The sequence below is a fragment of the Winslowiella arboricola genome (genome assembly GCF_025527015.1).
Lineage (GTDB): Bacteria > Pseudomonadota > Gammaproteobacteria > Enterobacterales > Enterobacteriaceae > Erwinia > Erwinia arboricola.
In genome coordinates, this window is sequence record NZ_JAODIM010000043.1 from 1,274,372 (window position 1) to 1,297,864 (window position 23,493).

17 protein-coding genes and 1 pseudogene are annotated in these 23,493 nt (G+C 54.1%); 10 read left to right on the forward strand and 8 right to left on the reverse strand.

The features are described 5' to 3' along the window. Positions 1 to 2 precede the first annotated feature (2 nt). On the reverse strand, positions 3 to 1,913 hold the full coding sequence (locus tag N5923_RS23630) for an ABC transporter ATP-binding protein (RefSeq protein WP_267144309.1): 1,911 nt from the start codon (positions 1,911 to 1,913) through the stop codon (positions 3 to 5). A 5-nt stretch (positions 1,914 to 1,918) separates the two neighbouring features. Next, positions 1,919 to 4,036 (reverse strand): bifunctional 23S rRNA (guanine(2069)-N(7))-methyltransferase RlmK/23S rRNA (guanine(2445)-N(2))-methyltransferase RlmL, encoded by a 2,118-nt coding sequence (rlmKL, locus tag N5923_RS23635; RefSeq protein WP_267144308.1) that lies wholly within the window; start codon positions 4,034 to 4,036, stop codon positions 1,919 to 1,921. Positions 4,037 to 4,184: 148 nt separating this feature from the next. Here rlmKL and N5923_RS23640 point away from each other — a divergent pair, with 148 nt between their 5' ends. Further along, the gene (locus N5923_RS23640) at positions 4,185 to 5,294 is read left to right on the forward strand and encodes a YcbX family protein (protein WP_267144307.1); all 1,110 of its coding nucleotides are present in this window, start codon (positions 4,185 to 4,187) and stop codon (positions 5,292 to 5,294) included. A gap of 48 nt (positions 5,295 to 5,342) precedes the next feature. Here the strand turns inward: N5923_RS23640 and N5923_RS23645 are convergent, their stop codons facing one another. Both N5923_RS23645 and pyrD read right to left on the reverse strand, forming a co-directional pair. Further along, complete coding sequence (locus N5923_RS23645; RefSeq protein ID WP_267144306.1) at positions 5,343 to 5,888, reverse strand: cell division protein ZapC; 546 nt, start codon at positions 5,886 to 5,888, stop codon at positions 5,343 to 5,345. 195 nt (positions 5,889 to 6,083) lie between these two features. Then, positions 6,084 to 7,094, reverse strand: coding sequence for a quinone-dependent dihydroorotate dehydrogenase (gene pyrD, locus N5923_RS23650; RefSeq protein WP_267144305.1), 1,011 nt, complete (start codon positions 7,092 to 7,094; stop codon positions 6,084 to 6,086). A 258-nt stretch (positions 7,095 to 7,352) separates the two neighbouring features. Here pyrD and ssuE point away from each other — a divergent pair, with 258 nt between their 5' ends. Genes ssuE through ssuB form a run of 5 tightly spaced genes read left to right on the forward strand, consistent with a single transcriptional unit; the run spans position 7,353 to position 11,622 of the window. After that, complete coding sequence (ssuE, locus tag N5923_RS23655) at positions 7,353 to 7,904, forward strand: NADPH-dependent FMN reductase (RefSeq protein ID WP_267144304.1); 552 nt, start codon at positions 7,353 to 7,355, stop codon at positions 7,902 to 7,904. Positions 7,905 to 7,916: 12 nt separating this feature from the next. Continuing rightward, positions 7,917 to 8,879: a sulfonate ABC transporter substrate-binding protein gene (locus N5923_RS23660; RefSeq protein ID WP_267144303.1), complete on the forward strand. Its 963-nt coding sequence runs from the start codon at positions 7,917 to 7,919 to the stop codon at positions 8,877 to 8,879. Positions 8,880 to 8,890: 11 nt separating this feature from the next. Continuing rightward, positions 8,891 to 10,036: an FMNH2-dependent alkanesulfonate monooxygenase gene (gene ssuD, locus N5923_RS23665; RefSeq protein ID WP_267144302.1), complete on the forward strand. Its 1,146-nt coding sequence runs from the start codon at positions 8,891 to 8,893 to the stop codon at positions 10,034 to 10,036. A 9-nt stretch (positions 10,037 to 10,045) separates the two neighbouring features. Beyond that, positions 10,046 to 10,837 (forward strand): aliphatic sulfonate ABC transporter permease SsuC, encoded by a 792-nt coding sequence (ssuC, locus tag N5923_RS23670; RefSeq protein ID WP_267144301.1) that lies wholly within the window; start codon positions 10,046 to 10,048, stop codon positions 10,835 to 10,837. After that, entirely contained in the window at positions 10,834 to 11,622 is a 789-nt protein-coding gene (gene ssuB / locus N5923_RS23675) for an aliphatic sulfonates ABC transporter ATP-binding protein (RefSeq protein ID WP_267144300.1), read from the forward strand. Before ssuC ends, ssuB begins: the two co-directional genes overlap by 4 nt. 161 nt (positions 11,623 to 11,783) lie before the next feature. Here ssuB and pepN read toward each other — a convergent pair whose 3' ends face one another. Further along, positions 11,784 to 14,396 (reverse strand): aminopeptidase N, encoded by a 2,613-nt coding sequence (gene pepN, locus N5923_RS23680; RefSeq protein WP_267144299.1) that lies wholly within the window; start codon positions 14,394 to 14,396, stop codon positions 11,784 to 11,786. Between the two features lie 260 nt (positions 14,397 to 14,656). On the opposite strand from pepN, the gene pncB reads away from it, so the two are divergent. From pncB to N5923_RS23700, 4 genes and pseudogenes are all read left to right on the forward strand, one after another. Beyond that, on the forward strand, positions 14,657 to 15,862 hold the full coding sequence (pncB, locus tag N5923_RS23685; RefSeq protein ID WP_267144298.1) for a nicotinate phosphoribosyltransferase: 1,206 nt from the start codon (positions 14,657 to 14,659) through the stop codon (positions 15,860 to 15,862). A gap of 167 nt (positions 15,863 to 16,029) precedes the next feature. After that, entirely contained in the window at positions 16,030 to 17,430 is a 1,401-nt protein-coding gene (gene asnS / locus N5923_RS23690; protein ID WP_267144297.1) for an asparagine--tRNA ligase, read from the forward strand. Between the two features lie 303 nt (positions 17,431 to 17,733). Next, positions 17,734 to 18,794 (forward strand): annotated as a pseudogene (ompF, locus tag N5923_RS23695) (porin OmpF). Positions 18,795 to 18,975: 181 nt separating this feature from the next. Next, positions 18,976 to 20,166 (forward strand): amino acid aminotransferase, encoded by a 1,191-nt coding sequence (locus tag N5923_RS23700; RefSeq protein WP_267144296.1) that lies wholly within the window; start codon positions 18,976 to 18,978, stop codon positions 20,164 to 20,166. 81 nt (positions 20,167 to 20,247) lie between these two features. On the opposite strand, the gene N5923_RS23705 is transcribed toward N5923_RS23700, so the two are convergent. From N5923_RS23705 to ldtD, 3 genes are all read right to left on the reverse strand, one after another. After that, positions 20,248 to 20,877 (reverse strand): MBL fold metallo-hydrolase, encoded by a 630-nt coding sequence (locus N5923_RS23705; protein ID WP_267144295.1) that lies wholly within the window; start codon positions 20,875 to 20,877, stop codon positions 20,248 to 20,250. Between the two features lie 46 nt (positions 20,878 to 20,923). Further along, a complete protein-coding gene (locus N5923_RS23710; RefSeq protein ID WP_267144294.1) occupies positions 20,924 to 21,472 on the reverse strand; it encodes a YcbK family protein in 549 nt (182 codons plus the stop codon). Positions 21,473 to 21,658: 186 nt separating this feature from the next. Next, positions 21,659 to 23,470, reverse strand: a complete 1,812-nt coding sequence (ldtD, locus tag N5923_RS23715; protein WP_267145275.1) for a L,D-transpeptidase — start codon at positions 23,468 to 23,470, stop codon at positions 21,659 to 21,661. Positions 23,471 to 23,493 lie beyond the last annotated feature (23 nt).

Sequence of the window (23,493 nt, forward strand, 5' to 3'; positions counted from 1 at the left end):
TATCAGGCGCCATTTTTCAGGGATTCAAGGTATTCCCAACGCTCAAAGGCGGTTTCCAGCTCCTGCTCGGTATTTGCCAGCGCATCCAGCACCGGTTGGGTCTTGTCATGTGGCTGGTTAAAGAAACTGGCATCACCCATCTGCGCCTGCAGATCGACAATCCTCTTCTCCAGCGTTTCCAGCTGTTGCGGCAACAGTTCCAGCTCACGCTGGAGGTTATAGCTTAGTTTGCTTGCCGGACGTTTAACAGTTTCGCTTTTAACCGTATCAGCTTTTGGCGCGCTAACCGGCTTATTGGCCGCACGGGTCTGTTTGTAAGCCGCACGCTGCAGCTGCGCATCGTGGTAGCCACCAACAAAACAGCCGATCTCGCCATTACCTTCGAAGATCCAGCAGTCGGTCACGGTGTTATCAACGAACTGACGATCGTGGCTGACCAGCAGCACGCTGCCCTGATAACCATCGATCAACTCTTCCAGCAGCTCCAGCGTTTCCACATCGAGGTCGTTAGTCGGTTCATCGAGAATCAGCAGGTTGCTGGGTTTCAGGAACAGACGCGCCAGCAGCAGGCGGTTGCGCTCGCCGCCCGACAGTGCGCGCACCGGGGTCATCGCACGTTTTGGATGGAACAGGAAGTCCTGCAGATAACCGAGCACATGGCGCGGTTTACCATTGACCAGCACTTCCTGTTTACCTTCGGCGAGGTTATCCATCACCGTACGATCCGGATCCAGTTCGGCGCGATGCTGGTCGAAATAGGCCACTTCCAGCTTGGTGCCAATATGCACACGGCCGCTGTCGGCTTTCAGCTGATCCAGCATCAGGCGCAGTAGCGTGGTTTTGCCACAGCCATTCGGTCCCACCAGCGCGATTTTGTCGCCACGCTGTACCTGCGCGGAGAAATCTTTCACCAGCTGCTTGCCGGAGACGCTGTAGTTAACGCTCTCCAGTTCAAAGACAATTTTGCCTGAGCGGGTCGCTTCTCCCACTGACATATTGGCTTTGCCCATCACTTCACGGCGCTCAGAACGCTCACGGCGCAACGCTTTTAACGCACGCACGCGGCCTTCGTTACGCGTACGGCGCGCTTTGATGCCCTGACGGATCCACACTTCTTCCTGCGCCAGTTTGCGATCGAACTCGGCATTCTGCATCTCTTCGACGCGCAGCGCTTCCTCTTTACCCAGCAGGAACTGATCGTAATCGCCCGGCCACGAGACCAGCTTGCCGCGATCGAGGTCAACAATACGTGTCGCCATATTGCGGATAAAGGAGCGGTCGTGGGAAATAAACACGATGCTGCCCTGGAAGGTTTTCAGGAAGCCTTCCAACCAGTCAATGGTTTCGATATCAAGGTGGTTAGTTGGCTCATCGAGCATCAGCACCCGTGGGTTACTGACCAGCGCGCGACCCAGCGCCGCTTTACGCAGCCAGCCACCGGAGAGCGAAGAGAGTGGCGCATCGGCTTCGAGGCCGATCTGCTCCAGCACATCATTAATGCGTCCTTCCAGCTGCCACAGATTCTGATGGTCGAGAATGGTTTGCAGACGCGCCATCTCATTAAGATTTTTATCGCTGGGATCTTCCATCACCACATGGGAGATGGCGTGATACGCCTTCAGATGCTCGGCCTGCTCCGCTACGCCTTCGGCGACAAAGTCATACACCGTGCCCTGCACATTACGTGGTGGATCCTGCTGCAGACGCGCCACTACCAGATCCTGTTCGTAAATAATACGGCCATCGTCCAGCGGCTGCTCACCGTTGATAATCTTCATCAGCGTCGATTTACCGGCGCCGTTACGGCCTACCAGACAGACGCGCTCATTCTCTTCGATATGAAGCTCAGTGTTATCCAACAGCGGCGCATCGCTGAATGACAGGTAAGCGCCATGAATACTGATCAGTGACATAAAACTTATTCCTTACCAGCGTGAGTAATCAGCCAGCAGTTATGAATTTGACGGTTACGGGCAAAATCCTGGGACTGGGTTTTCGCCGTGATTTCCTGCGCCTGGAGACCGAGGTCAGAAAGACCCTGATGATCCATTTTAAATCCGCGCTTGTTATTGGAGAACATAATGGTGCCGCCTTTACGCAACAGGCGTTTCAGGTCGGTCATCAGCGCGAGATGATCGCGCTGCACATCAAAGCTCTCTTCCATGCGTTTTGAGTTGGAGAAGGTCGGCGGATCGATAAAGATCAGGTCGAACTGCTCATTACTTTCGCGCAACCAGCTGAGGCAGTCGGCCTGCATCAGACGGTGCTGACGTCCGGTCAGTCCGTTGAGGCGTAAGTTGCGTTCCGCCCACTCCAGATAGGTACGTGACATATCAACGGTGGTGGTGCTGCGCGCACCGCCCAGTCCGGCATGCACACTGGCGCTACCGGTGTAAGCAAACAGATTGAGGAAGTCTTTGCCTTTACTCATCTGGCCCAGCATCTTACGGGCAACGCGGTGATCAAGGAACAGACCGGTGTCGAGATAGTCGGTCAGATTGACCCACAATCTGGCATCGAATTCAGAAACTTCGAAGAAATCGCCTTTCTGATCCAGCTTCTGATACTGGCTTTTGCCCTTCTGTTTTTCGCGTGTTTTCATTACCAGCTTATTGGCTGGCAGATCGAGCACGCTCAGCGTGGCGGAGATCACATCAAACAGGCGCTGACGGGCTTTATTGGGATCGATGGTTTTCGGCGCAGCATACTCCTGAATCACCACCCAGTCACCGTAACGATCGACCGCCACGTTGTAGTCCGGCAGGTCGGCGTCATAAATACGGTAGCACTCGATACCTTCCTGTTTCGCCCACTTCTCCAGCTTCTTCAGATTCTTGCGCAGGCGATTCGCGTAATCTTCGGCAATCTGACCCGCGCCATTCGGTGAGGTGCTGGCCACCAGCTGATAGTTTTTCTGCACGCAATCCAGCGGGCCATTTTTCGCTTTAAACTGACGCTCGGCACGCAGCGACAGGCAGCTCAACAGTTCAGGCGAGGCGCTAAACAGCGACAGGTTCCAGCCGCCAAACTGGTTTTTCATAATGCGACCCAGCTGGCTGTGCAACGCGATCAGCGCCGGTTCACTTTCCAGACGTTCACCGTATGGCGGGTTACTTAATACTGTACCTGTCGGACCTTCCGGCAGTGGATTCGTCAGCTTTACTACATCCTGCACGTCAAAGCTGATCAGATCGGCCAGCCCGGCGCGACGCGCATTGGCGCGCGCACGCTCCATCACCCGCGAATCGTTGTCATAACCGTAAAAGCGCGAAGTGGTCTCCTGCACGCCACGGCGCGCACGCACCTGCGCTTCGCTGGTCACTTCACGCCACAGCGCATCGTCGTGCTTATTCCAGCCGAGGAAGCCCCAATGCGTGCGATGCAGACCAGGCGCGCGATCGGTGGCGATCATCGCCGCTTCAATTAGCAAGGTGCCGGAACCGCACATCGGATCGATCAGCGGCGTACCCGCCTGCCAGCCGGAGCGCATCACAATCGCTGCCGCCAGCGTCTCTTTTAACGGCGCCTGCCCAGCCTGCTGGCGATAACCACGCATATGCAGGCCGTCGCCGCTGAGATCCAGCGCGATACTGGCAGTATCTTTATGCAACCAGACATTAACGCGAATATCCGGCTGTTCACGATCGACATTTGGACGCGGCAGATTTTTGCGCGTAAAGCTGTCTACAATCGCATCTTTCACTTTCAGCGCGCCGTACTGGCTGTTGTTGATCACCTCATTGGTGCCGCTGAAATGCACCGCAAAGGTACGGTCACTGTCAAACATCGCGGTCCAGTCGATAACCTGGGCGCCAAGATAGAGGTCGAGGTCGCTGTAAACGCCACATTCCGTTAATGGCAGCAGAATGCGTGACGCCAGCCGACTCCACATCAGGCTCTGATAGAGTAAACGATCGTCTCCCTGAAAATGCACGCCGCCCTGGACGACCTGACAGTCATGCGCACCCAGCGCTTCCAGTTCACTTTTTAATAGCTCTTCGAGCCCACGTGCCGTACTGGCAAACAGAGAATTCATATCGTCACTTACTGTCCTGAGAAAATTGTTGCGCATTATAGCTAATCACAGACGCATGTCATAAAGTTAGCTTCTTTTAGTCCGACGATTTGTCGTGATTTCGTCCGAGTGATGTCCAGAATAGTATGTCACAGCATGGAGAGCCCCCATGATTAGCTTGTCGCGCCTGTTTATTCATCCGGTTAAGTCGATGCGTGGACTGCAACTTTCCCACGCTCAGGTGCTGGAGAGTGGTCTGGCGTTTGATCGTATTTTTATGATCACCGAAGCGGATGGTAAATTTATTACTGCCCGCCAGTTTCCGGAGATGGTGCTGTTTACCCCGGCGCTGACGGTTGATGGTCTGTTTCTCAGCGCGCCAGACGGCAGCAGCGCCACCATTCGCTTTGCCGATTTCACTACTGAAGCCTCGCCAACGGAAGTCTGGGGCACGCACTTCAGCGCCATGATCGCCCCCGAGATGATTAATAACTGGCTCAGCGAGTTCTTTCCGCGCCCGGTGCAGCTGCGCTGGGTTGGAGCGGAAATGACGCGACGGGTAAAGAAAAAACCGGCAGTGCCTCTCGGTTTTGCCGACGGCTATCCATTTTTGCTGGTTAATGAAGCGTCACTGTTCGATCTGCAACAGCGTTGTCCGGCCAGCGTCAAAATGGAGCAGTTTCGCCCCAACCTGGTCGTCACCGGCGCTACGCCATGGGCGGAAGACAGCTGGTCAGTGATACGCATCGGCGATATCACTTTTGAGGTGCCGAAGCCTTGCAGCCGCTGCATCTTCACTACCGTCAGCCCGGAACGCGGACGTAAACACCCGAGCGGCGAGCCGCTGGCCACGTTGCAAACCTTCCGTAGCGCACTGGATGGCAGCGGTGATGTCGACTTCGGTCTGAATCTTATCGCCCGCAACAGTGGCGTTGTCCGCGTTGGCGACACGCTTGAAGTGCTGAAAAACAAGCCGCCGCGTCCTTACGGCGCCGGAAAAGTGGTAGAAACCCTGCAGGTTCAGGCGCAGACGGCCGGTAAAGTTACCATCGGTTATCTGGGCGACAGTTTCAGCGGTAATAATCAGCAGGTGCTACTGGAGCAGTTAGAGATGCAGGGACACAATATCCCCTACTCCTGTCGCGCCGGCATTTGTGGCAGTTGCAAAATGACGCTGGTTTCCGGAGAGGTTAAGGCAATGAAGCAGAGCGCCATTCGTCAGGACGGCACTATTCTGGCATGTAGTTGTATTCCGGCTGGCGATATCGAACTGGCCTGATTTTCAGGCGGGCGGCGAGAAACGCCGCCCCTGGAAGGATGTAAGGTGTTATACCGCCTGATCGTAACGCAGCGACTCTTTTTTACTTTGGGGCACCAAACGATCGTGCATAATTTTGATCGCATCACCCAGCACCATATTACGGCCAGCCAGGGTTAACTGGCTCTGCGCCAGCAGACAGAGCGCCGCACTCTCACCACTTTCCACCACCAGCAAACGCGCCTGCTCGCCACTCTCACACAGCTGCACTTTCACCATATCGCCCTCACCCGGACGCCATTCCGCGTGGTGATGGCTTTCGAAATGCCAGCTTTTCGGCATCAGCGGTTTCAGGAAGCGGGTGGCCACCAGTGCATTCAGCACCAGCTCGGCGCGCTGATCGGCATTCAGATCCGCCAGGCGGCACTTTTCATCAAAGGTAAAAAATAGCGCCGCATCGTCAACACAAAAACCTGAAACGGCAAAGGCATCAGGGGTTAGCATTTTACGCGGGAAACGGGAACGGAATAGCATACCATCCGCCAGATCGAGCATCATTCGATCGTGCTCTGCGTCAAAAAACCAACGCCAGTTGTCGTCAGGTTTAATTCTCATGGTATGCCCTTTAAGAAATAAATTGTTACTATTGCCTCAAGTCTGTTCTGCAAAAATTATGGCTGAAGCAGGAAGAAACGCAGCGGCAAAATGAATAATAGACTAAATAATGACTCAATGGGATAAAATATAAACGAGCCAGAGGCAGAAATAAAGCCCCTGGCTGAATTAGCACAGAAATGTATCAGAGGCGGGTCACAATTGCGTCACGATTTCTTTAATAAGCGGCGGACCTTTATAGATAAAGCCGGAATATATTTGCACCAGCGTGGCGCCCGCAGCGATTTTCTCGCGCGCCGCAACCAGTGAATCTATCCCGCCGACACCGATAATCGGCATGCGACCTTGTAGCTCCTGCGACAGCCGGCGGATGACTTCAGTGCTGCGTAACTGTACCGGACGGCCACTAAGCCCTCCCGCTTCGTCACAATGTTTTAAACCGGCAACCAGCGATCGATCGAGCGTGGTATTGGTGGCGATAACCGCATCAATATTATGGCGCAGCAAACTTTCCGCTATTTGGATCAGCTCTTCTTCAGAAAGATCCGGCGCGATCTTTACCGCCACCGGCACATATTTATGATGGATCCTTTCCAGATCCTTCTGCTTTAATTTAATCGCGGCGAGAAGGTCGTCCAGTGCTTCACCATATTGCAGCGTGCGTAATCCTGGGGTGTTCGGCGAAGAGATATTGATGGCGATATAACCGGCATAGGGATAGACCTTCTCCATGCAAATTAAATAATCGTCTTTGCCCTGCTCAACCGGCGTGTCTTTATTTTTGCCGATATTAATGCCGAGAATACCGCTGAAATGCGCTTTTTTTACGTTTTCGACTAAATGATCGACGCCGAGGTTATTGAACCCCATGCGGTTGATGATCCCTTCAGCGGCAATAATGCGGAACATACGTGGCTTATCATTACCGGCCTGCGGACGCGGCGTAACGGTACCCACTTCAATATGGCCAAAGCCCATCGCAGCCAGCGCATCAATGCATTCGCCATTTTTATCCAGCCCTGCGGCAAGTCCTAATACATTTTTAAAGGTCAGCCCCATGCATTTTACCGGCCTGGACGGTAATTTCTGCCGGATTAAGGCTTCAAAAGGGGTGCCGGAAAGGCGACGTAACTGCTGAAAAGTCAGTTCATGCGCGCGCTCTGGATCGAGCTGAAACAGCGCCTTACGAACGAAAGGATAGTACATGCATACTCCTGAATTCCCGGTGGCAAATCGGGGCGGTATTATCCGGGATAAACAGAAGAAAAAACAGGATCTGAGACAAATCAGGCAAAATAAACGCAAACGTTTACCCGCCGCATAACGTTAATCGCCCTTCTTATCTGAATTCTGGCTTAGATTTGCCGGATAAATCATTTAAACCCCTCCCGCGCCTCTGTCAGGATAACTCCATCAGTTCTGAAGTAAGATTAATCAATAACTTTTAGTTATAAGGAGTCTGTAATGCGCGTTATTACTCTGGCGGGAAGCCCTCGCTATCCATCACGCTCCACGGCGCTGTTAACCCTCTGCCAGGCGACGCTGGAAAAGCGTGGTGTCGAAGTAATTCCATGGAATCTGCATAACTTCCAGCCTGAAGACTTACTCTACGCGCGTTTTGACTCTCCGGCGCTGCTGGCGCTGAAACAGGATCTGGAAGGGGCCGACGGGGTGATTGTCGCCACGCCAATCTATAAAGCTTCTTTCTCAGGCGCGTTGAAAACCCTGCTGGATCTGCTGCCAGAGCGTGCGCTGGAGCATAAAGTGGTGTTGCCACTGGCGACCGGCGGCACCGTCGCCCATATGCTGGCGGTGGATTACGCCCTGAAGCCGGTGCTGAATGCACTGAAAGCACAGGAAGTGCTGCACGGCGTATTTGCCGATGACACGCAAATCAGCCATTACGACCGTCATCCTGAAGTCAGCCCGCTGCTGGCTTCGCGACTGGATGAATCGCTGGACACATTCTGGCATGCGTTATCACGTCGTCACCATGCGCTGGCCACTGCAGTATAAGGAAGCAGAATAATGAAAGGATTACGTACTCTGCTTTCCGGCGCCGCACTCACCGCGCTGCTGGCGATTAGCGGTCAGGCCAGTGCCGACGAGGCTGCACCTGCCCAGTTCCGCATTGGCTACCAGAAAGGTTCGGTCAGCATGGTGCTGGCGAAATCGCATCAGCTGCTGGAGAAGAAATTCCCGCACACTCAGATTAAATGGGTCGAATTCCCGGCCGGACCACAAATGCTGGAAGCGCTTAATGTCGGCAGTATTGATCTCGGCAGCACCGGCGATATTCCACCGATTTTTGCCCAGGCAGCCGGTGCTGACCTGCTGTATGTCGGTTCCGAACCGGCAAAACCGCAGGCGGAAGTGATTCTGGTGGCGAAGAACAGCCCGCTGAAAACCGTTGCCGATCTGAAAGGGCATAAAGTGGCGTTTCAGAAAGGCTCCAGCTCGCACAATTTACTGCTGCGCGCCCTGCAGCAGGCCGGTCTGAGCTTTAACGATATTAAAGCCACTTATCTCACGCCGGCCGATGCGCGCGCCGCTTTCCAGCAAGGTGACGTTGATGCCTGGGCTATCTGGGATCCTTACTACTCTGCCGCGTTATTGCAGGGGGATGTGCGGGTGTTAAAAGATGGCAGCGATTTGACGCGCACCGGCTCTTTCTATCTCGCCACCCGCAGCTTTACCAATGCGAATGGCGGCTTTATTCGTCAGGTGCTGGAGTCCTTTACCGAAGCTGATGCGCTGACCCGCTCGCATACCGAAGAGAGCATCGAGTTACTGGCGAAGGCGATGGGATTACCGAAACCGGTACTGGCCAGTTATCTCAGTCACCGCCCGCCTGCCACCATTGCGCCGGTCAGCGAACAGACCGCGAAAGCCCAGCAGGAGACTGCTGATCTGTTTTATCAAAACCATCTAATGCCGGTAAAAGTTAATATCGCCGATCGTATCTGGCATGACGCGCCGGTCACTCAATAAAGGAGCACATCATGAGTCTTTCTGTTTTCTGGTTTCTGCCAACTCACGGTGATGGCCACTATCTGGGCACCGATGAAGGCGCACGTCCGGTCGACCACGGCTATCTGCAGCAGATAGCGCAGGCCGCTGATCGTCTTGGTTTTAGTGGGGTACTGATCCCCACCGGCCGCTCCTGTGAGGACGCATGGCTGGTGGCCGCGTCCTTGATCCCGGTGACGCAACGCCTGCGTTTTCTGGTAGCACTGCGTCCGGGGGTTATTTCACCTACCCAGGCTGCGCGCCAGGCCGCGACGCTCGATCGTCTCTCCAATGGCCGTACCCTGTTTAATCTGGTAACCGGTGGCGACCCGGAAGAGCTGGCAGGCGATGGCGTGTTCCTTGACCACCGCGAACGCTATGAAGAGTCAGCGGAATTTACCCGCGTCTGGCGCCGGGTGCTGGAGGGAGAAACCGTCGATTATGAGGGTAAACATGTCCACGTCCGCGGCGCCCGGCTGATGTTTAAACCGGTGCAGCAACCGCGTCCGCCGCTGTGGTTTGGCGGATCCTCCGATGTGGCGCAGGATCTTGCCGCCGAACAGGTTGATGTCTATCTCACCTGGGGCGAACCACCGGCGCTGGTTAAAGAGAAAATTGAGACCGTGCGCGCCAAAGCGGCAGCACAGGGCCGCACCGTGCGTTTCGGTATTCGCCTGCATGTGATTGTGCGCGAAACCAATGAAGAAGCGTGGCAGGCGGCGGAACGACTGATCTCCCACCTTGACGATGCCACTATTGCCAGAGCGCAGCAGGCCTTTGCCCGCACTGACTCGGTGGGTCAGCAACGGATGGCCTCACTGCATGGCGGGCGACGTGACAAGCTGGAAATCAGCCCGAATCTGTGGGCCGGTGTCGGTCTGGTGCGCGGAGGTGCAGGCACCGCGCTGGTGGGTGATGGCGAAACCGTTGCGGCGCGGATGCAGGAGTATGCCGACCTCGGCATTGAGACCTTTATCCTCTCCGGCTATCCGCATCTGGAAGAGGCCTACCGGGTTGGCGAGCTGCTGTTCCCGCATCTGGATCTGAACGTGCCGGAGATCCCACAGCCGGGCAAAATCTCTGCCCATGGCGAAGCTGTGGCCCACGGCTTTGCACCGCAGAAAGTCTCGCAGAGCTAAGAGGTCATTATGAGCAATAAACGCACCCGACTGGCTCACCAGCTCGCCCCCTGGGCGCTGCCGGTATTATTAGTGGTGATATGGCAGATTGCTTCACAAACCGGCCTGCTGTCGACGCGCATTCTGCCGTCACCGGAAAATATCGTCATTACCTTCTGGCGCTTATCCTCCAGCGGCGAGTTGTGGCAACACCTGGCGATCAGCGGCTGGCGCGCGGTGATTGGCTTCAGCATCGGCGGCTCGATTGGCCTGCTGCTGGGACTGATCACCGGGATGTCGCGCTGGGGCGAACGCCTGCTGGATACCTCAGTGCAGATGCTGCGCAATGTGCCGCATCTGGCGTTGATCCCGCTGGTGATCCTGTGGTTCGGCATTGATGAAGCGGCGAAGATCTTCCTGGTGGCGCTCGGTACGCTATTCCCGATCTACCTGAATACCTACCACGGCATCCGCAATATCGATCGCGGGCTGGTGGAGATGGCGCGCAGCTATGGCCTGTCAGGCTGGAGCCTGTTTGTGCAGGTGATCCTGCCAGGCGCCCTGCCGTCGATTATGGTCGGCGTCCGCTTTGGTCTCGGCCTGATGTGGCTGACGCTGATTGTGGCAGAAACCATTTCCGCCAACTCCGGCATCGGCTATCTGGCGATGAACGCCCGTGAATTTTTACAAACCGACGTGGTAGTGGTAGCGATTATTCTCTATGCCCTGCTCGGTAAACTGGCGGATGTCAGTGCGCTGTTGCTTGAGCGCGTCTGGCTGCGCTGGCATCCGGCCTATCAACTGAAGGAGGAAAACGCATGAGTGAATTACCAGCTTCTCCGGCGCGTCTGAATAGTGGTACGCCGCTGGTGATCAACGGCGTCAGCAAGCAGTACAGCGGACGCAGCATTCTTAATAATATCAATCTGCATATTCCCTCCGGCCAGTTTGTGGCGGTGGTCGGCCGTAGCGGCTGTGGCAAAAGCACCCTGCTGCGTCTGCTGGCCGGGCTGGAAACCACCAGCGCCGGTGAACTGCTGGCCGGTAGCGCGCCGCTCAGTGATGCACGCGACGATACGCGTCTGATGTTCCAGGATGCCAGACTACTGCCGTGGAAAAGCGTGATTGATAATGTCGGCCTCGGATTACGCGGTAAAGCCTGGCGCAGTTCGGCGCTGGAAGCGCTGGAGGCGGTGGGTCTGGCCGATCGTGCGCAGGAGTGGCCTGCCGCCCTTTCCGGCGGTCAGAAGCAGCGTGTGGCGCTGGCACGCGCGCTGATCCATCGTCCGGGTCTGCTGCTGCTGGATGAACCGTTAGGCGCGCTGGATGCGCTGACGCGTATTGAAATGCAGGAGTTAATCGAATCGCTGTGGCAACAACATCACTTTACCGTGCTGCTGGTGACGCATGATGTCAGCGAAGCAGTGGCGATGGCGGACCGGGTGCTGCTGATTGAGGAAGGGAATGTCGGGCTGGATCTACTGGTCGATCTGCCACGTCCACGACGTCGCGGCTCGGCAAAGCTGGCGGAGCTGGAAGCAGAGGTGCTGGATCGGGTGATGAAGCGCCCGCCGGTTGAGCCTGAAAAACGTTTTGCGCAGCGGTAAAAACGTCGGCTGTCCGATCGAGATACCCGGGGCGACCATCCCGAGGTCTTCCGCGGACAGGCCGCTCCAGAGCCATCGGAATGTTTCCCCGAAATCCAGGTTTTATCGTTGCCAGAAGCTGAAGTAAAAAATGGGCGGAGTTAAAACCGCCCTGCTTCCTTTTACGCTAACGCCTTACTAATCTTCTCATAAAGATCCCCGGATAAATTATCCAGCCCTTTCAGCTGTTCCAGCGCCTGACGCATTAAGCCCTGACGGGTCGCATCGTAGCGTTTAAGGCGAATCAATGGCTCAATCATCCGCGCCGCAACCTGTGGGTTACGGGTGTTAAGATCGCTGAGGATCTCCACCAGGAACTGATAGCCGCTGCCATCGATGGCATGGAACGCTGAAGGATTCGCCGAGGCAAAGGTGCCAATCAGTGAACGAATGCGGTTTGGATTGCTCAGGCTAAATGAACGGTGATGCAGCAGTTCACGTACCCGTGACAGCACATCTGCCGCCGGGCTGGTGGCCTGCAGAATAAACCACTTATCCATCACCAGACCATCCTGATGCCAGCGCTCGTCAAAGGCGCTCAGCAGTGCTTCACGGCACGGCAGCTGGGCGGCAACGGCGGCGGACATCGCGGCCAGCGCATCGGTCATATTGTTCGCCTGCTGATATTGTGCGGTCACCAGCTTCTCCGCCAGCGCGGCATCGCCCAGCGCCAGATAGCTCAGGCAGACGTTTTTCAGCGCACGCTTACCAATCTCCGCATGCTCGACCCGGTACTCACCGCTGTGATTATCGTGATACACCGCCAGCAGTTCGTCAGCCAGTTCGGTGGCCAGCGTGCGCATCAATGCGCTCCGCACCGCCGCGATGGCATTCGGATCGATAGTTTCAAACAGTTCGGCGATTTCGTTTTCGCCTGGCAGCGTCAGGATCAGCGCCATCAGCGCCGGATCGCTATGCTCATCCAGTAGCACCGCGCGGAAAGCATCCGCGACATGCAGCGGCAGTGACAGCGGTTGTCCCTGCTGCTGACGCGCCACATTCAGCTTGATATAAGTCGCCAGCAGGCTCTGTGCGGCATCCCAGCGGGAGAAATCATTGCTGGCATGGCGCATCAGGAAGGTCAGCTGCGCATCGCTCCATTTATAGTCGAGCTTCACCGGCGCCGAGAACTCACGCAGCAGTGAAGGCACCGGCTGGAAGTAGACATTATCGAAAACAAAGGTCTGGAACTCTTCGGTAATATTCAGCACGTTGTTGACCGCATGCCCATTATGCTGCAGCGGGATCACTTTGCCTTCGCCGTCGTACAGCTCAATATTCAGCGGAATATGCAGCGGCAGCTTCTCTTTCTGATCGGCGGTTGGCGGCGTCATCTGGGTGACATGCAACGTATACTGTTCCAGCTCCGGATTATAGTCGTCACGAACCGACAGCACCGGGGTGCCGGACTGGCTGTACCAGCGACGGAACTGCGACAGATCGATATTGGAAGCATCTTCCATCGCCTGCACAAAATCATCACAGGTGGCGGCGCTGCCATCGTGGCGCTCAAAATAGAGCTGCATGCCTTTCTGGAAGTTCGCTTCGCCCAGCAGCGTATGCAGCATGCGAATCACTTCCGAGCCCTTTTCATACACTGTCAGGGTATAGAAGTTATTCATCTCGATAACCTGCTCGGGACGAATCGGATGCGCCATCGGGCTGGCATCTTCGGCAAACTGGGAACCGCGCATAATGCGCACATTATCGATACGGTTGACCGCGCGCGAACCGAGATCGGAACTGAATTCCTGATCGCGGAATACGGTCAGTCCCTCTTTCAGACTGAGCTGGAACCAGTCGCGGCAGGTAACACGGTTGCCGGTCCAGTTATGGAAATATTCATGGCCGATCACCGCTTCAATGCCGAGGTAATCTTTGTCGGTGGCGGTTTCCGCTTTCGCCAGCACATATTTGGAGTTAAAGACGTTCAGGCCTTTGTTCTCCATCGCCCCCATATTGAAGAAATCTACGGCGACGATCATAAAGATATCGAGATCGTATTCGAGGCCAAAACGCTCCTCATCCCATTTCATACTGTTTTTCAGCGAGGTCATCGCCCAGTCTGCGCGATCGAGATTGCCGCGATCAACATAGATCTCCAGCGCCACATCGCGATGAGAACGGGTGGTAAAGCTGTCACGCAGCACATCGAAATCACCGGCCACCAGCGCAAACAGATAGCAAGGTTTCGGGAACGGATCTTCCCACTTCATCCAGTGGCGGCCATCTTCCATCTTACCGCTGTCGAGCCGATTGCCGTTGGATAACAGGAACGGATAAAGCGCCTGGTCAGCAATAATGGTGGTGGTAAAGCGCGCCAGCACATCCGGGCGATCCAGATACCAGGTGATATGACGGAATCCTTCCGCTTCACACTGGGTACAGAGCGCTTCGCCGGACTTATACAGTCCTTCCAGCGCGCTGTTTTTATCCGGGTGAATGTCGTTAACAATTTTTAGCGTAAAGGTTTCAGGCAGCTGTTCAATCACCAGCGCACCCTCTTCCAGCTGATAGTGACTCCACGGCTGGTCATCAATCTCCAGCGAAATCAGCGTCAGGTCTTCGCCATCCAGGCGCAAGGCAGCATCACTGGCACCCAGACGCTTGATGCGGCTCACCGCTGTCACCTGCGTGGTCGCGGCATCAAGGTTAAATGTCAGATCGATATCTGTAATGGTGTAATCAGGCGCACGATAATCATGGCGATGTTTAGCTTGAGGCTGTTGCGTCATAGAACCCTTCTCACGTCATAAAAAGTTAATCCATTCAAGTCTATTCCTGTTGTGCGCATGTTGCCACGCAGAATAGTATCAATCGCAATAATTGATACATTTCATTAACAATGGCACTTTTTAACCTCGACCCGACAGTCTGAATTGTGCTGAGATGAGGTTCATTAAATATAATATCCGGTTATACTTCGCCTCTTGATTGAGACATATTACTTATTACCAGGGATAACGCTCTGCGCGAGAGGATGCTGAAACGCACCATGACACGACACGCTTCCCCGATTTTGACGACGTTGCTGGATACGGATGCCTACAAACTCCATATGCAGCAAGCCGTGTTTCATCGCTATCACAACGTTGCCGTTGCCGCTGAGTTCCGCTGCCGGGGTGACGATTTGCTGGGCATTTATGCTGATGAGATCTCTCAGCAAATTGCTCTGATGGCTTCACTGGCGCTGAACGACGAGGAGTACGCTTACCTCGCTGGCCTGCCGTTCTTTAAACAGGACTACCTCGACTGGCTGCGTGATTTCCGCTACGACCCTGCTCAGGTGCGGGTACGTAATCATCAGGGCAAACTTGATATTCGCATCACCGGCCCGTGGCGCGAAGTGATTATGTGGGAAGTTCCGCTGCTGGCGCTGATCAGTGAAGTGGTGCATCGTCACCGCTCGCCGCAGGTGACCACGGAAATGGCGGTCGAACATCTGCAGAGTAAGCTGACAGCGTTTAACACGCTGACCGGCGATCTCGATATGTCACGCTTTAAACTGATGGATTTCGGCACCCGCCGCCGCTTCTCTGGTGACGTGCAGCTGGCGATTGTCAGTACGCTGCAACAGCAGTTCCCGTGGCTGGTGGGCTCCAGTAACTACGATATCGCCCGTAAACTTGGTATCGCGCCGGTGGGTACCCAGGCGCATGAGTGGTTCCAGGCGCATCAGCAGATCAGTCCGGTGCTGGCCAACAGTCAGCGTGCGGCATTGCAGGCCTGGCTGGATGAGTATGACGATCAGCTCAGTATTGCGTTAACTGACTGCATTACCATGGATGCTTTCTTGCGTGATTTCGGTGCGGGTTTTGCCGGCCGTTACCAGGGTTTGCGCCATGACTCCGGCGATCCGCTGGAGTGGGGGGAGAAAGCGATTGCCCATTATCAACGGCTGGATATCGACCCGCTCAGCAAAACGCTGGTGTTCTCCGATAATCTGGACCTCGATAAGGCAGTCAGTCTGTATCGCCACTTTGGCCAGCGCGTGAATGTGATCTTCGGCATTGGCACGCGCCTGACTTGTGATATTCCGCAGGTAAAACCGCTGAATATCGTAATCAAGCTGGTGGAATGCAACGGCAAGCCGGTGGCAAAACTCTCCGACAGCCCGGGGAAAACTATCTGCCAGGATCAGGCTTTTGTCCGCGCCCTGCGCAAAGCCTTTGATCTGCCACTGGTGAAAAAAGCCAGTTAAGCCCGTCGGGGGCAACCACGATTGCCCCTGCACCACCTATCCCCTTAAGAAATCTTATCTTCTGCCACTAATTCTGCTTGTGTCCTGTCTGACGGCAAGTAACATAGCAATAGTCCCAAATCCGGGACGATTAATTTTCAAATCAGATCAATTAAAGAGAGAAATTTATGAGCGTAGCGCCTGTAGCGGATGTACTGCATGGCCGGGTCGCGGTTGACAGCGAAGTCACCGTACGCGGCTGGGTACGTACCCGAAGAGATTCAAAAGCCGGTATTTCATTTGTCGCCGTATATGACGGCTCCTGCTTTAATCCCGTTCAGGCTGTTATAAATAATTCTCTGAATAATTATCAGGATGAAGTTTTACGTCTGACCACCGGTTGCTCGGTGATTATCACCGGTAAAGTAGTGGCGTCGCCGGGTGAAGGCCAGCAGTTTGAAATCCAGGCCACCGCAGTAGAAGTGATTGGCTGGGTGGACGATCCTGATACCTATCCGATGGCGGCGAAACGTCACAGCATCGAATATTTGCGTGAAGTGGCGCACCTGCGTCCGCGCACTAACCTTATCGGCGCGGTCACCCGCGTACGTCATACTCTGGCGCAGGCGCTGCACCGCTTCTTCCATGAAAATGGTTACTTCTGGGTGTCGACGCCGCTGATCACTGCTTCCGATACTGAAGGCGCCGGTGAAATGTTCCGCGTGTCGACGCTGGATCTGGAAAACCTGCCGCGTGACCCGCAGGGTAAAGTGGACTTCAGTGAAGACTTTTTCGGCAGAGAGGCTTTCCTGACGGTTTCCGGCCAGCTGAATGGCGAAACCTACGCCAGCGCCCTGTCAAAAATCTACACTTTCGGCCCGACTTTCCGTGCGGAAAACTCCAACACCAGCCGCCATCTGGCGGAATTCTGGATGCTGGAACCGGAAATCGCTTTCGCTTCACTTGATGATGCGGCGGCGCTGGCGGAAGCGATGCTGAAATATGTGTTTAAAGCGGTGCTGGACGAGCGCGCCGATGATATGGCGTTCTTTGCCGAACGCGTAGACAAAGATGCGATTTCTCGCCTGGAACGTTTTGTAACGGCTGATTTTGCCCAGGTCGATTACACCGATGCGGTGAATATCCTGATTGCCTCGGGCCAGAAATTTGAAAACGATGTCTCCTGGGGTATCGATCTCTCTTCTGAGCACGAACGCTATCTGGCGGAGAAACACTTTAAAGCGCCGGTGGTGGTAAAAAACTATCCGAAAGACATTAAAGCTTTCTATATGCGTATGAATGACGATGGCAAAACGGTCGCCGCAATGGATGTCTTAGCACCAGGTATTGGTGAAATTATTGGTGGTTCACAGCGTGAAGAGCGTCTTGATGTACTGGATGCACGCCTTGCTGAGATGGGTCTGAATAAAGAAGATTACTGGTGGTATCGTGATCTGCGTCGCTACGGCACAGTGCCACACTCAGGCTTTGGATTAGGTTTCGAACGATTAATCGCCTATGTCACCGGCGTACAAAATGTAAGAGACGTTATCCCCTTCCCTCGTACGCCACGCAATGCGAGTTTCTGATTTTCTGCATTAAACATAAGAAATTCATATATATATTAAGGTCAGCCTCGCTGGCCTTTTTTTTATTTTTGTAAATTTAGAGATGTCTCACAAAGTTCCGTATTTTTTACATTTTGTAATACATATTTTCCTGCTGAAACAAGATTGCGAGATTTGTATCATTTTCGAGGTAGATTAAGCGAGCCCGGAATGGAAAGATGCGTTCAGACACAGGAAGACACCAAACTATCTTCAGAGTTCTGTAAAGAATTATTGACGGCAGTGGCAGGTGTCCGAATAAACTCCAATGAGGGTAATAAATAAATGATGAAGCGCAACATTCTTGCAGTAGTTATCCCAGCTCTGTTAGCTGCTGGTGCGGCCAACGCTGCAGAAGTTTATAACAAAGATGGCAACAAGCTGGATCTGTACGGTAAAGCTGTTGGTCTGCACTACTTCTCTGATGAAGATGGTTATGCTGGTGACGGCGATCAGTCTTATGCGCGTTTAGGCTTTAAAGGCGAAACCCAGATTAACGACCAGCTGACCGGTTTCGGCCAGTGGGAATACCAGTTCAACGCTAACAACGCTGAAAGTGATGCTGATGCGCAGTCTGGCAACAAAACCCGTCTGGGCTTTGCTGGTCTGAAATTCGGCGATGCGGGTTCATTCGACTACGGTCGCAACTACGCCATTGCCTATGACGTACTGGGCTGGACTGATATGCTGCCAGAGTTCGGTGGCGACTCAGCACAGACTGATACCCTGACCGGCCGTAGCGGCGGCGTGGCGACTTACCGTAATAGCAACTTCTTTGGTCTGGTAGATGGCTGGGACTTCGCAGCTCAGTACCAGGGCAAAAACGATCGTGACGAACTGGAACGCGCTAATGGTGACGGCTACGGCTTCTCCACTTCTTACGTTTCACCAATCGGCCTTGGCGTTGTGGGTACCTACAGCTCGCAGGATCGTACTAATTCACAGAACGGTGCTGAGTTCGGCGAAGGCGACCGCGCTGAGTTCTGGGGTGCGGGTCTGAAATATGACGCGAACAACATCTACCTGGCAGCAACCTATGCTGAAGGCCGTAACGCAACCCGTATCGGTGACAACAGAGGTTTTGCTAACACACTGAGTTAGTGGCTCAGTACCAGTTCGACTTCGGCCTGCGTCCATCTATCGCCTATGTGCAGAACAAAGGCAAAGATATCGAAGGTATCGGCGATGTTGACCTGGTTAAATACTTCGAAGTGGGCGCGACTTACTACTTCAACAAAAACATGTCTACCTATGTTGATTACATCATCAACCAGATCGACAGCGACAACGCCCTGGGTGTTGCCTCTGATGATACTGTAGCAGTTGGTCTGGTTTACCAGTTCTAATTGCCTGGCGTGATGCGCGAGTTATCGCCCCTCACAGCCGCATAAAAACGGAGCCGCAAGGCTCCGTTTTTATTTATGCGATATGGGCTTTTCTTTTTGTCGCAAACGGTTGGCATTTATCCATTCTGGCGTTAACCTGAGGTCTCAATTCGCTTTAGTTTAAGCTTACGGACCCTCTTCTATGTTTGAAAACATTGCAGCTGCACCCGCCGACCCTATTCTTGGTTTAGCCGATCTTTTCCGCGCCGATGACCGCCCAAACAAAATCAATCTCGGGATTGGTGTGTATAAAGATGAAACCGGCAAAACGCCGGTGCTGACCAGCGTGAAAAAAGCGGAACAATTTCTGCTGGAAAACGAAACCACCAAAAACTACCTGAGCATCGACGGCCTCGCCGATTTCGCGCACTGCACGCAGGAACTGCTGTTTGGTAAAGGTAACGCGATTATTGCCAGCAAACGCGCCCGCACGGCGCAGACCCCTGGTGGTACCGGTGCGTTGCGTGTTGCTGCCGATTTTCTGGCTAACCAGACGCCAGTAAAACGTATCTGGGTCAGCAACCCAAGCTGGCCAAACCATAAAAATGTATTCGAATCTGCCGGTCTGGAAGTATGTGAATACGATTATTACGACGCTGCGAATCATCAGCTGAATTTCGACGGCATGATCGCCAGCCTGGCGAAAGCGCAAGCTGGTGATGTCGTGCTGTTCCATGGCTGCTGTCATAACCCAACCGGTATCGATCCGACCGCCGAACAGTGGGCGCAGCTGGCTGAGCTATCGCTGAAAAGCGGCTGGCTGCCCCTGTTTGATTTCGCCTATCAGGGCTTTGCCCGTGGGCTGGAAGAGGACGCGGAAGGCCTGCGTATCTTCGCTGACAGCCATAAAGAGCTGCTGGTGGCGAGTTCCTACTCAAAAAACTTTGGCCTCTATAACGAGCGCGTAGGCGCCTTTACGCTGGTCGCCACTGAAGCTGCTGTTGCAGATGTCTCCTTTAGCCAGGTTAAAGCCACCATTCGCGCCAACTACTCTAACCCACCGGCACATGGTGCGGCAGTGGTTGCCACTATTCTGGGTAATGACGCGCTGCGTGCTATCTGGGAGCAGGAACTGACCGATATGCGCCAGCGTATTCATCGTATGCGTCAGTTGTTTGTGAACACCCTGCAGGAGAAAGGCGCCAAAGGTGATTTCAGCTTTATTATTAACCAGAACGGCATGTTCTCATTCAGCGGTCTGACTAAAGATCAGGTTGTCCGTCTGCGCGAGGAGTTTGGCGTTTATGCGGTGAATTCGGGACGTGTTAACGTCGCGGGGATGACGCCGGATAATATGGCGCCACTGTGCGAAGCGATTGTCGCGGTACTGTAATGTTTAAACGGGCGGCGATTACGCCGCCCCTGGGCCAGCATAATCGTAGGGGTGGCGTTATCGCCACCCGTAAAGACAGGATTATTGCAGGAAAGGATTACTCACCCGTTCATAACCGAGTGTCGACATCGGTCCGTGTCCGGGAATAAAGGTCACATCATCGCCCAGCGGCAGCAATTTAGTGATAATCGAGTCAATCAGCGCCTGATGATCACCCTGCGGGAAATCACTGCGGCCTACACCACCGTTAAAAATCACATCGCCAGAAACCAGCAGGCGGCCAGCACGGTCGAAAAACACAATGTGTCCCGGCGTATGTCCCGGACAGTGCAGCACCTCGAGCGTGATATTGCCAAGCTGCACGCTTTCACCCTCTTCCAGCCAGCGATCCGGGTTTACCGGTGGGCACTCCGCTAAACCAAACATCCGGCTTTGCGCGGGTAATCCTTCCAGCCAGAAGGCATCCAGCTTTTGCGGACCAATAATCTGCACCGCATAATGCGCCGCCAGCTCTGCGGCAGCACCGACATGATCGAGGTGACCATGAGTCAGCAGAATTTGCGTGACATTAACGCCCTGCTCTGTCACCGCGCGGATAATCTTTTCGGCATCGCCACCCGGATCAACAATGGCAGCTTGTTGCGTTTCCGCACACCAAATCAACGAACAATTCTGCGCGAATGCCGTCACCGGAATAATGTGATAGTCCATAACACTCCGTTACCGGCTAACACAGGGCTGCCGGAATTTCTCTTCGTTACCAGTTTCTTAGCGGACCGGTATCAATATGTACAAAGTCACTGCTGGGGTAATATCCTACACCACCTGCGCGCATTTTTAATGCCGCTTTGCGTACATTGCTCAGAGAAATGCCTTCAATATGGAAATCCATTGCCTGTCCGAGAGTATGGTAGCTATGTTTCGCCACCCCTCTGCTGTGCGCGCGCAGTTCGTTGTTGGTGGCACGTGAACGGTAGCCGGAAATAAGCTGTACCGGTTTACGGGTCTCCAGCATCGCCTGCAAACGATAAAGCTGATCGAAAAGTTTGGGATCGATACTCTTCACTTTGTTTGCCCGATAATCACGGAAAAAGTGATTCAGACGCGATAACTCATCCTTGTCATAGCTGGTACCGTTAAAAAACTCGGTTTTCAGAGTTTCACCGGTATGCAGATTATTTAGGGTCAGAACGCGAGGACGGGGGGTAGAAAGTGTGGCGAAAGCCTGGCCCGGCAGAAGCGATAAGCCAAGAGCTGCTCCACCAAATGCCAGTAGCTTACGGCGATGAGAGTCGAATTTATCCATCAAATACTGTTACCTGCAAAAAAATGTCTGAATGAGCAAAAAGTGCACAAGGTCGAACCATAACTGCCGTATTGTTATCCGTCAACCCATTAAAGAAAAAACTGGAAGCGCACGCGCAGCAGTCGCTGGCAGGCAAAAAAATGCCGGGACATTACCCGGCACTGTTTCTTACTTAATTTTCAATAATTAGAGAAGCAACTGTCCAGCCTGGGTTAGCACCTGAGAGCCGGAACGCGCGGTAGCATCATAATTGTAAATATCTGTGCGAAATTGCGGTTTACCGTCGTCAGACACCCAGGCGGTCAGATAATAGAGGTTTACCGGGATACGCTGACGAATCGGCACATAGCGGGTGTTGCCCTCTTTAAGAGTGCTGGAAATACGCGTATCGTTCCAGCCCGCATCCTGCAGCATCAGGTTGGCTAAATCCGATGCTTTATTCACCCGCACGCAACCGGAACTTAGCGCGCGAATATCCTTCTGGAACAAGTTATGGTTCGGCGTATCGTGCAAATAGATCGCATCAGAACTCGGCATATTAAATTTATAACGTCCCAACGAGTTGGCGCTGCCTGGCGCCTGACGTATGCGATACGGGAATGAGGCAGCTGAGACCATACTCCAGTCAATCATCGTCGGGTCGATCACCGAGGCGTCATCACTCCAGCCGGACAACAAGGTGTAATTATGCTTATAAAGATACGTCGGATCCTGCTTCACCTTTGGAATAATATCCTGACGCACCAGCGTGGTCGGCACGTTCCATGGCGGATTTAACACCACGTTATTTAATGCGCTACGCATTAATGGCGTTTTGCGATCAGGTCGGCCGACGATCACTCGTGAAGAGAGGATTTCATTGCCGCCGACATAGTAGATCAGCGAATAATTGGGGATATTCACCATAATGCCATTATGCATATCATCCGGCAGCAGCCGCAGGCGCTGAATATTGAGCGCCAGCAGTGAAGCACGCAACTGTGGAGAGACATTCAGCCACTGGCGGGTTCGTGCACCAATCGCGCCGTCTGATGCCAGCCCCTGCCATTGCTGGAAACGTTTCAGGCCTTCCACCAGCTCCGGGGTATAGACGTTATCGCTGCTGGCAGCGGCGGCAGGTTGCACATTGCCGGCATTTTCCGGCGTCTGCACCGGCAGATCAGCAACACTCGTCGCCGACGGACTAACCGCCACCGATGTATCGCTTTCAGTAACCGGCACCGGTGCTGTTGGTACTGCATCCTGATGCGGCTGCGGCGTCAGGGAGAGATCATTAAGCATGCCGGTACGCTGCAGGATTTCACGCAGCGCCGGAACATCCTGACTGACCTGACCCGGGCGTAGCGTCTGTTTGTCCGTCAGCTGCGGCCATGGACGATTATCTGCCAGCATGGCTTTCAGCGCCTGATGCATACGCACATATTGCGGATGCTGTGGCGTCAGCGAAACAACAAAGGCATTTAAGCCGCCCGCATCGGCTGCCGTCTGCCACTGATTAATCACTGAGATTGGCGGCAGGGCCATTTTATACGGCACAGTACTGTACAGCCAGGTTTCACCCTGCGCCGGTACGCTGGAGACAAACTGTAAGTAACCCAGCATCGCATCTGACAACACAATATCGCGCGCCAGTCCGGTTATTTCCGGATCGGTTAATTGCTGCACCCACTGGGTGAACTGCGGCTGTACGCCTGAGATCGCCACTTCAGCCAGCTGCTGCTGAAATTGTTGTACCGCATCACGATCCTGCCACAGCGGACGCATATCGCGCGCAGCATAAATCGACGCCAGCGAAGCCAGATAAAAAGGTTTTGCCGTATGAGGAAGCGCCGCAAGGATTTGCGACTGACTCTCTGTGACACTCATCACACCTGCCGGCGCCGTGGCTGGCAACGGTGAATTTATGGCGGCGGTAGCGCTATACACCTGGGCGAAGAGAAGTACGATACAACACCCTAACGTCGTTTTCTTCAACGTAACAAAATTTGCCAGCAACATCCCTTGCCCCCTGTGTATTCAAT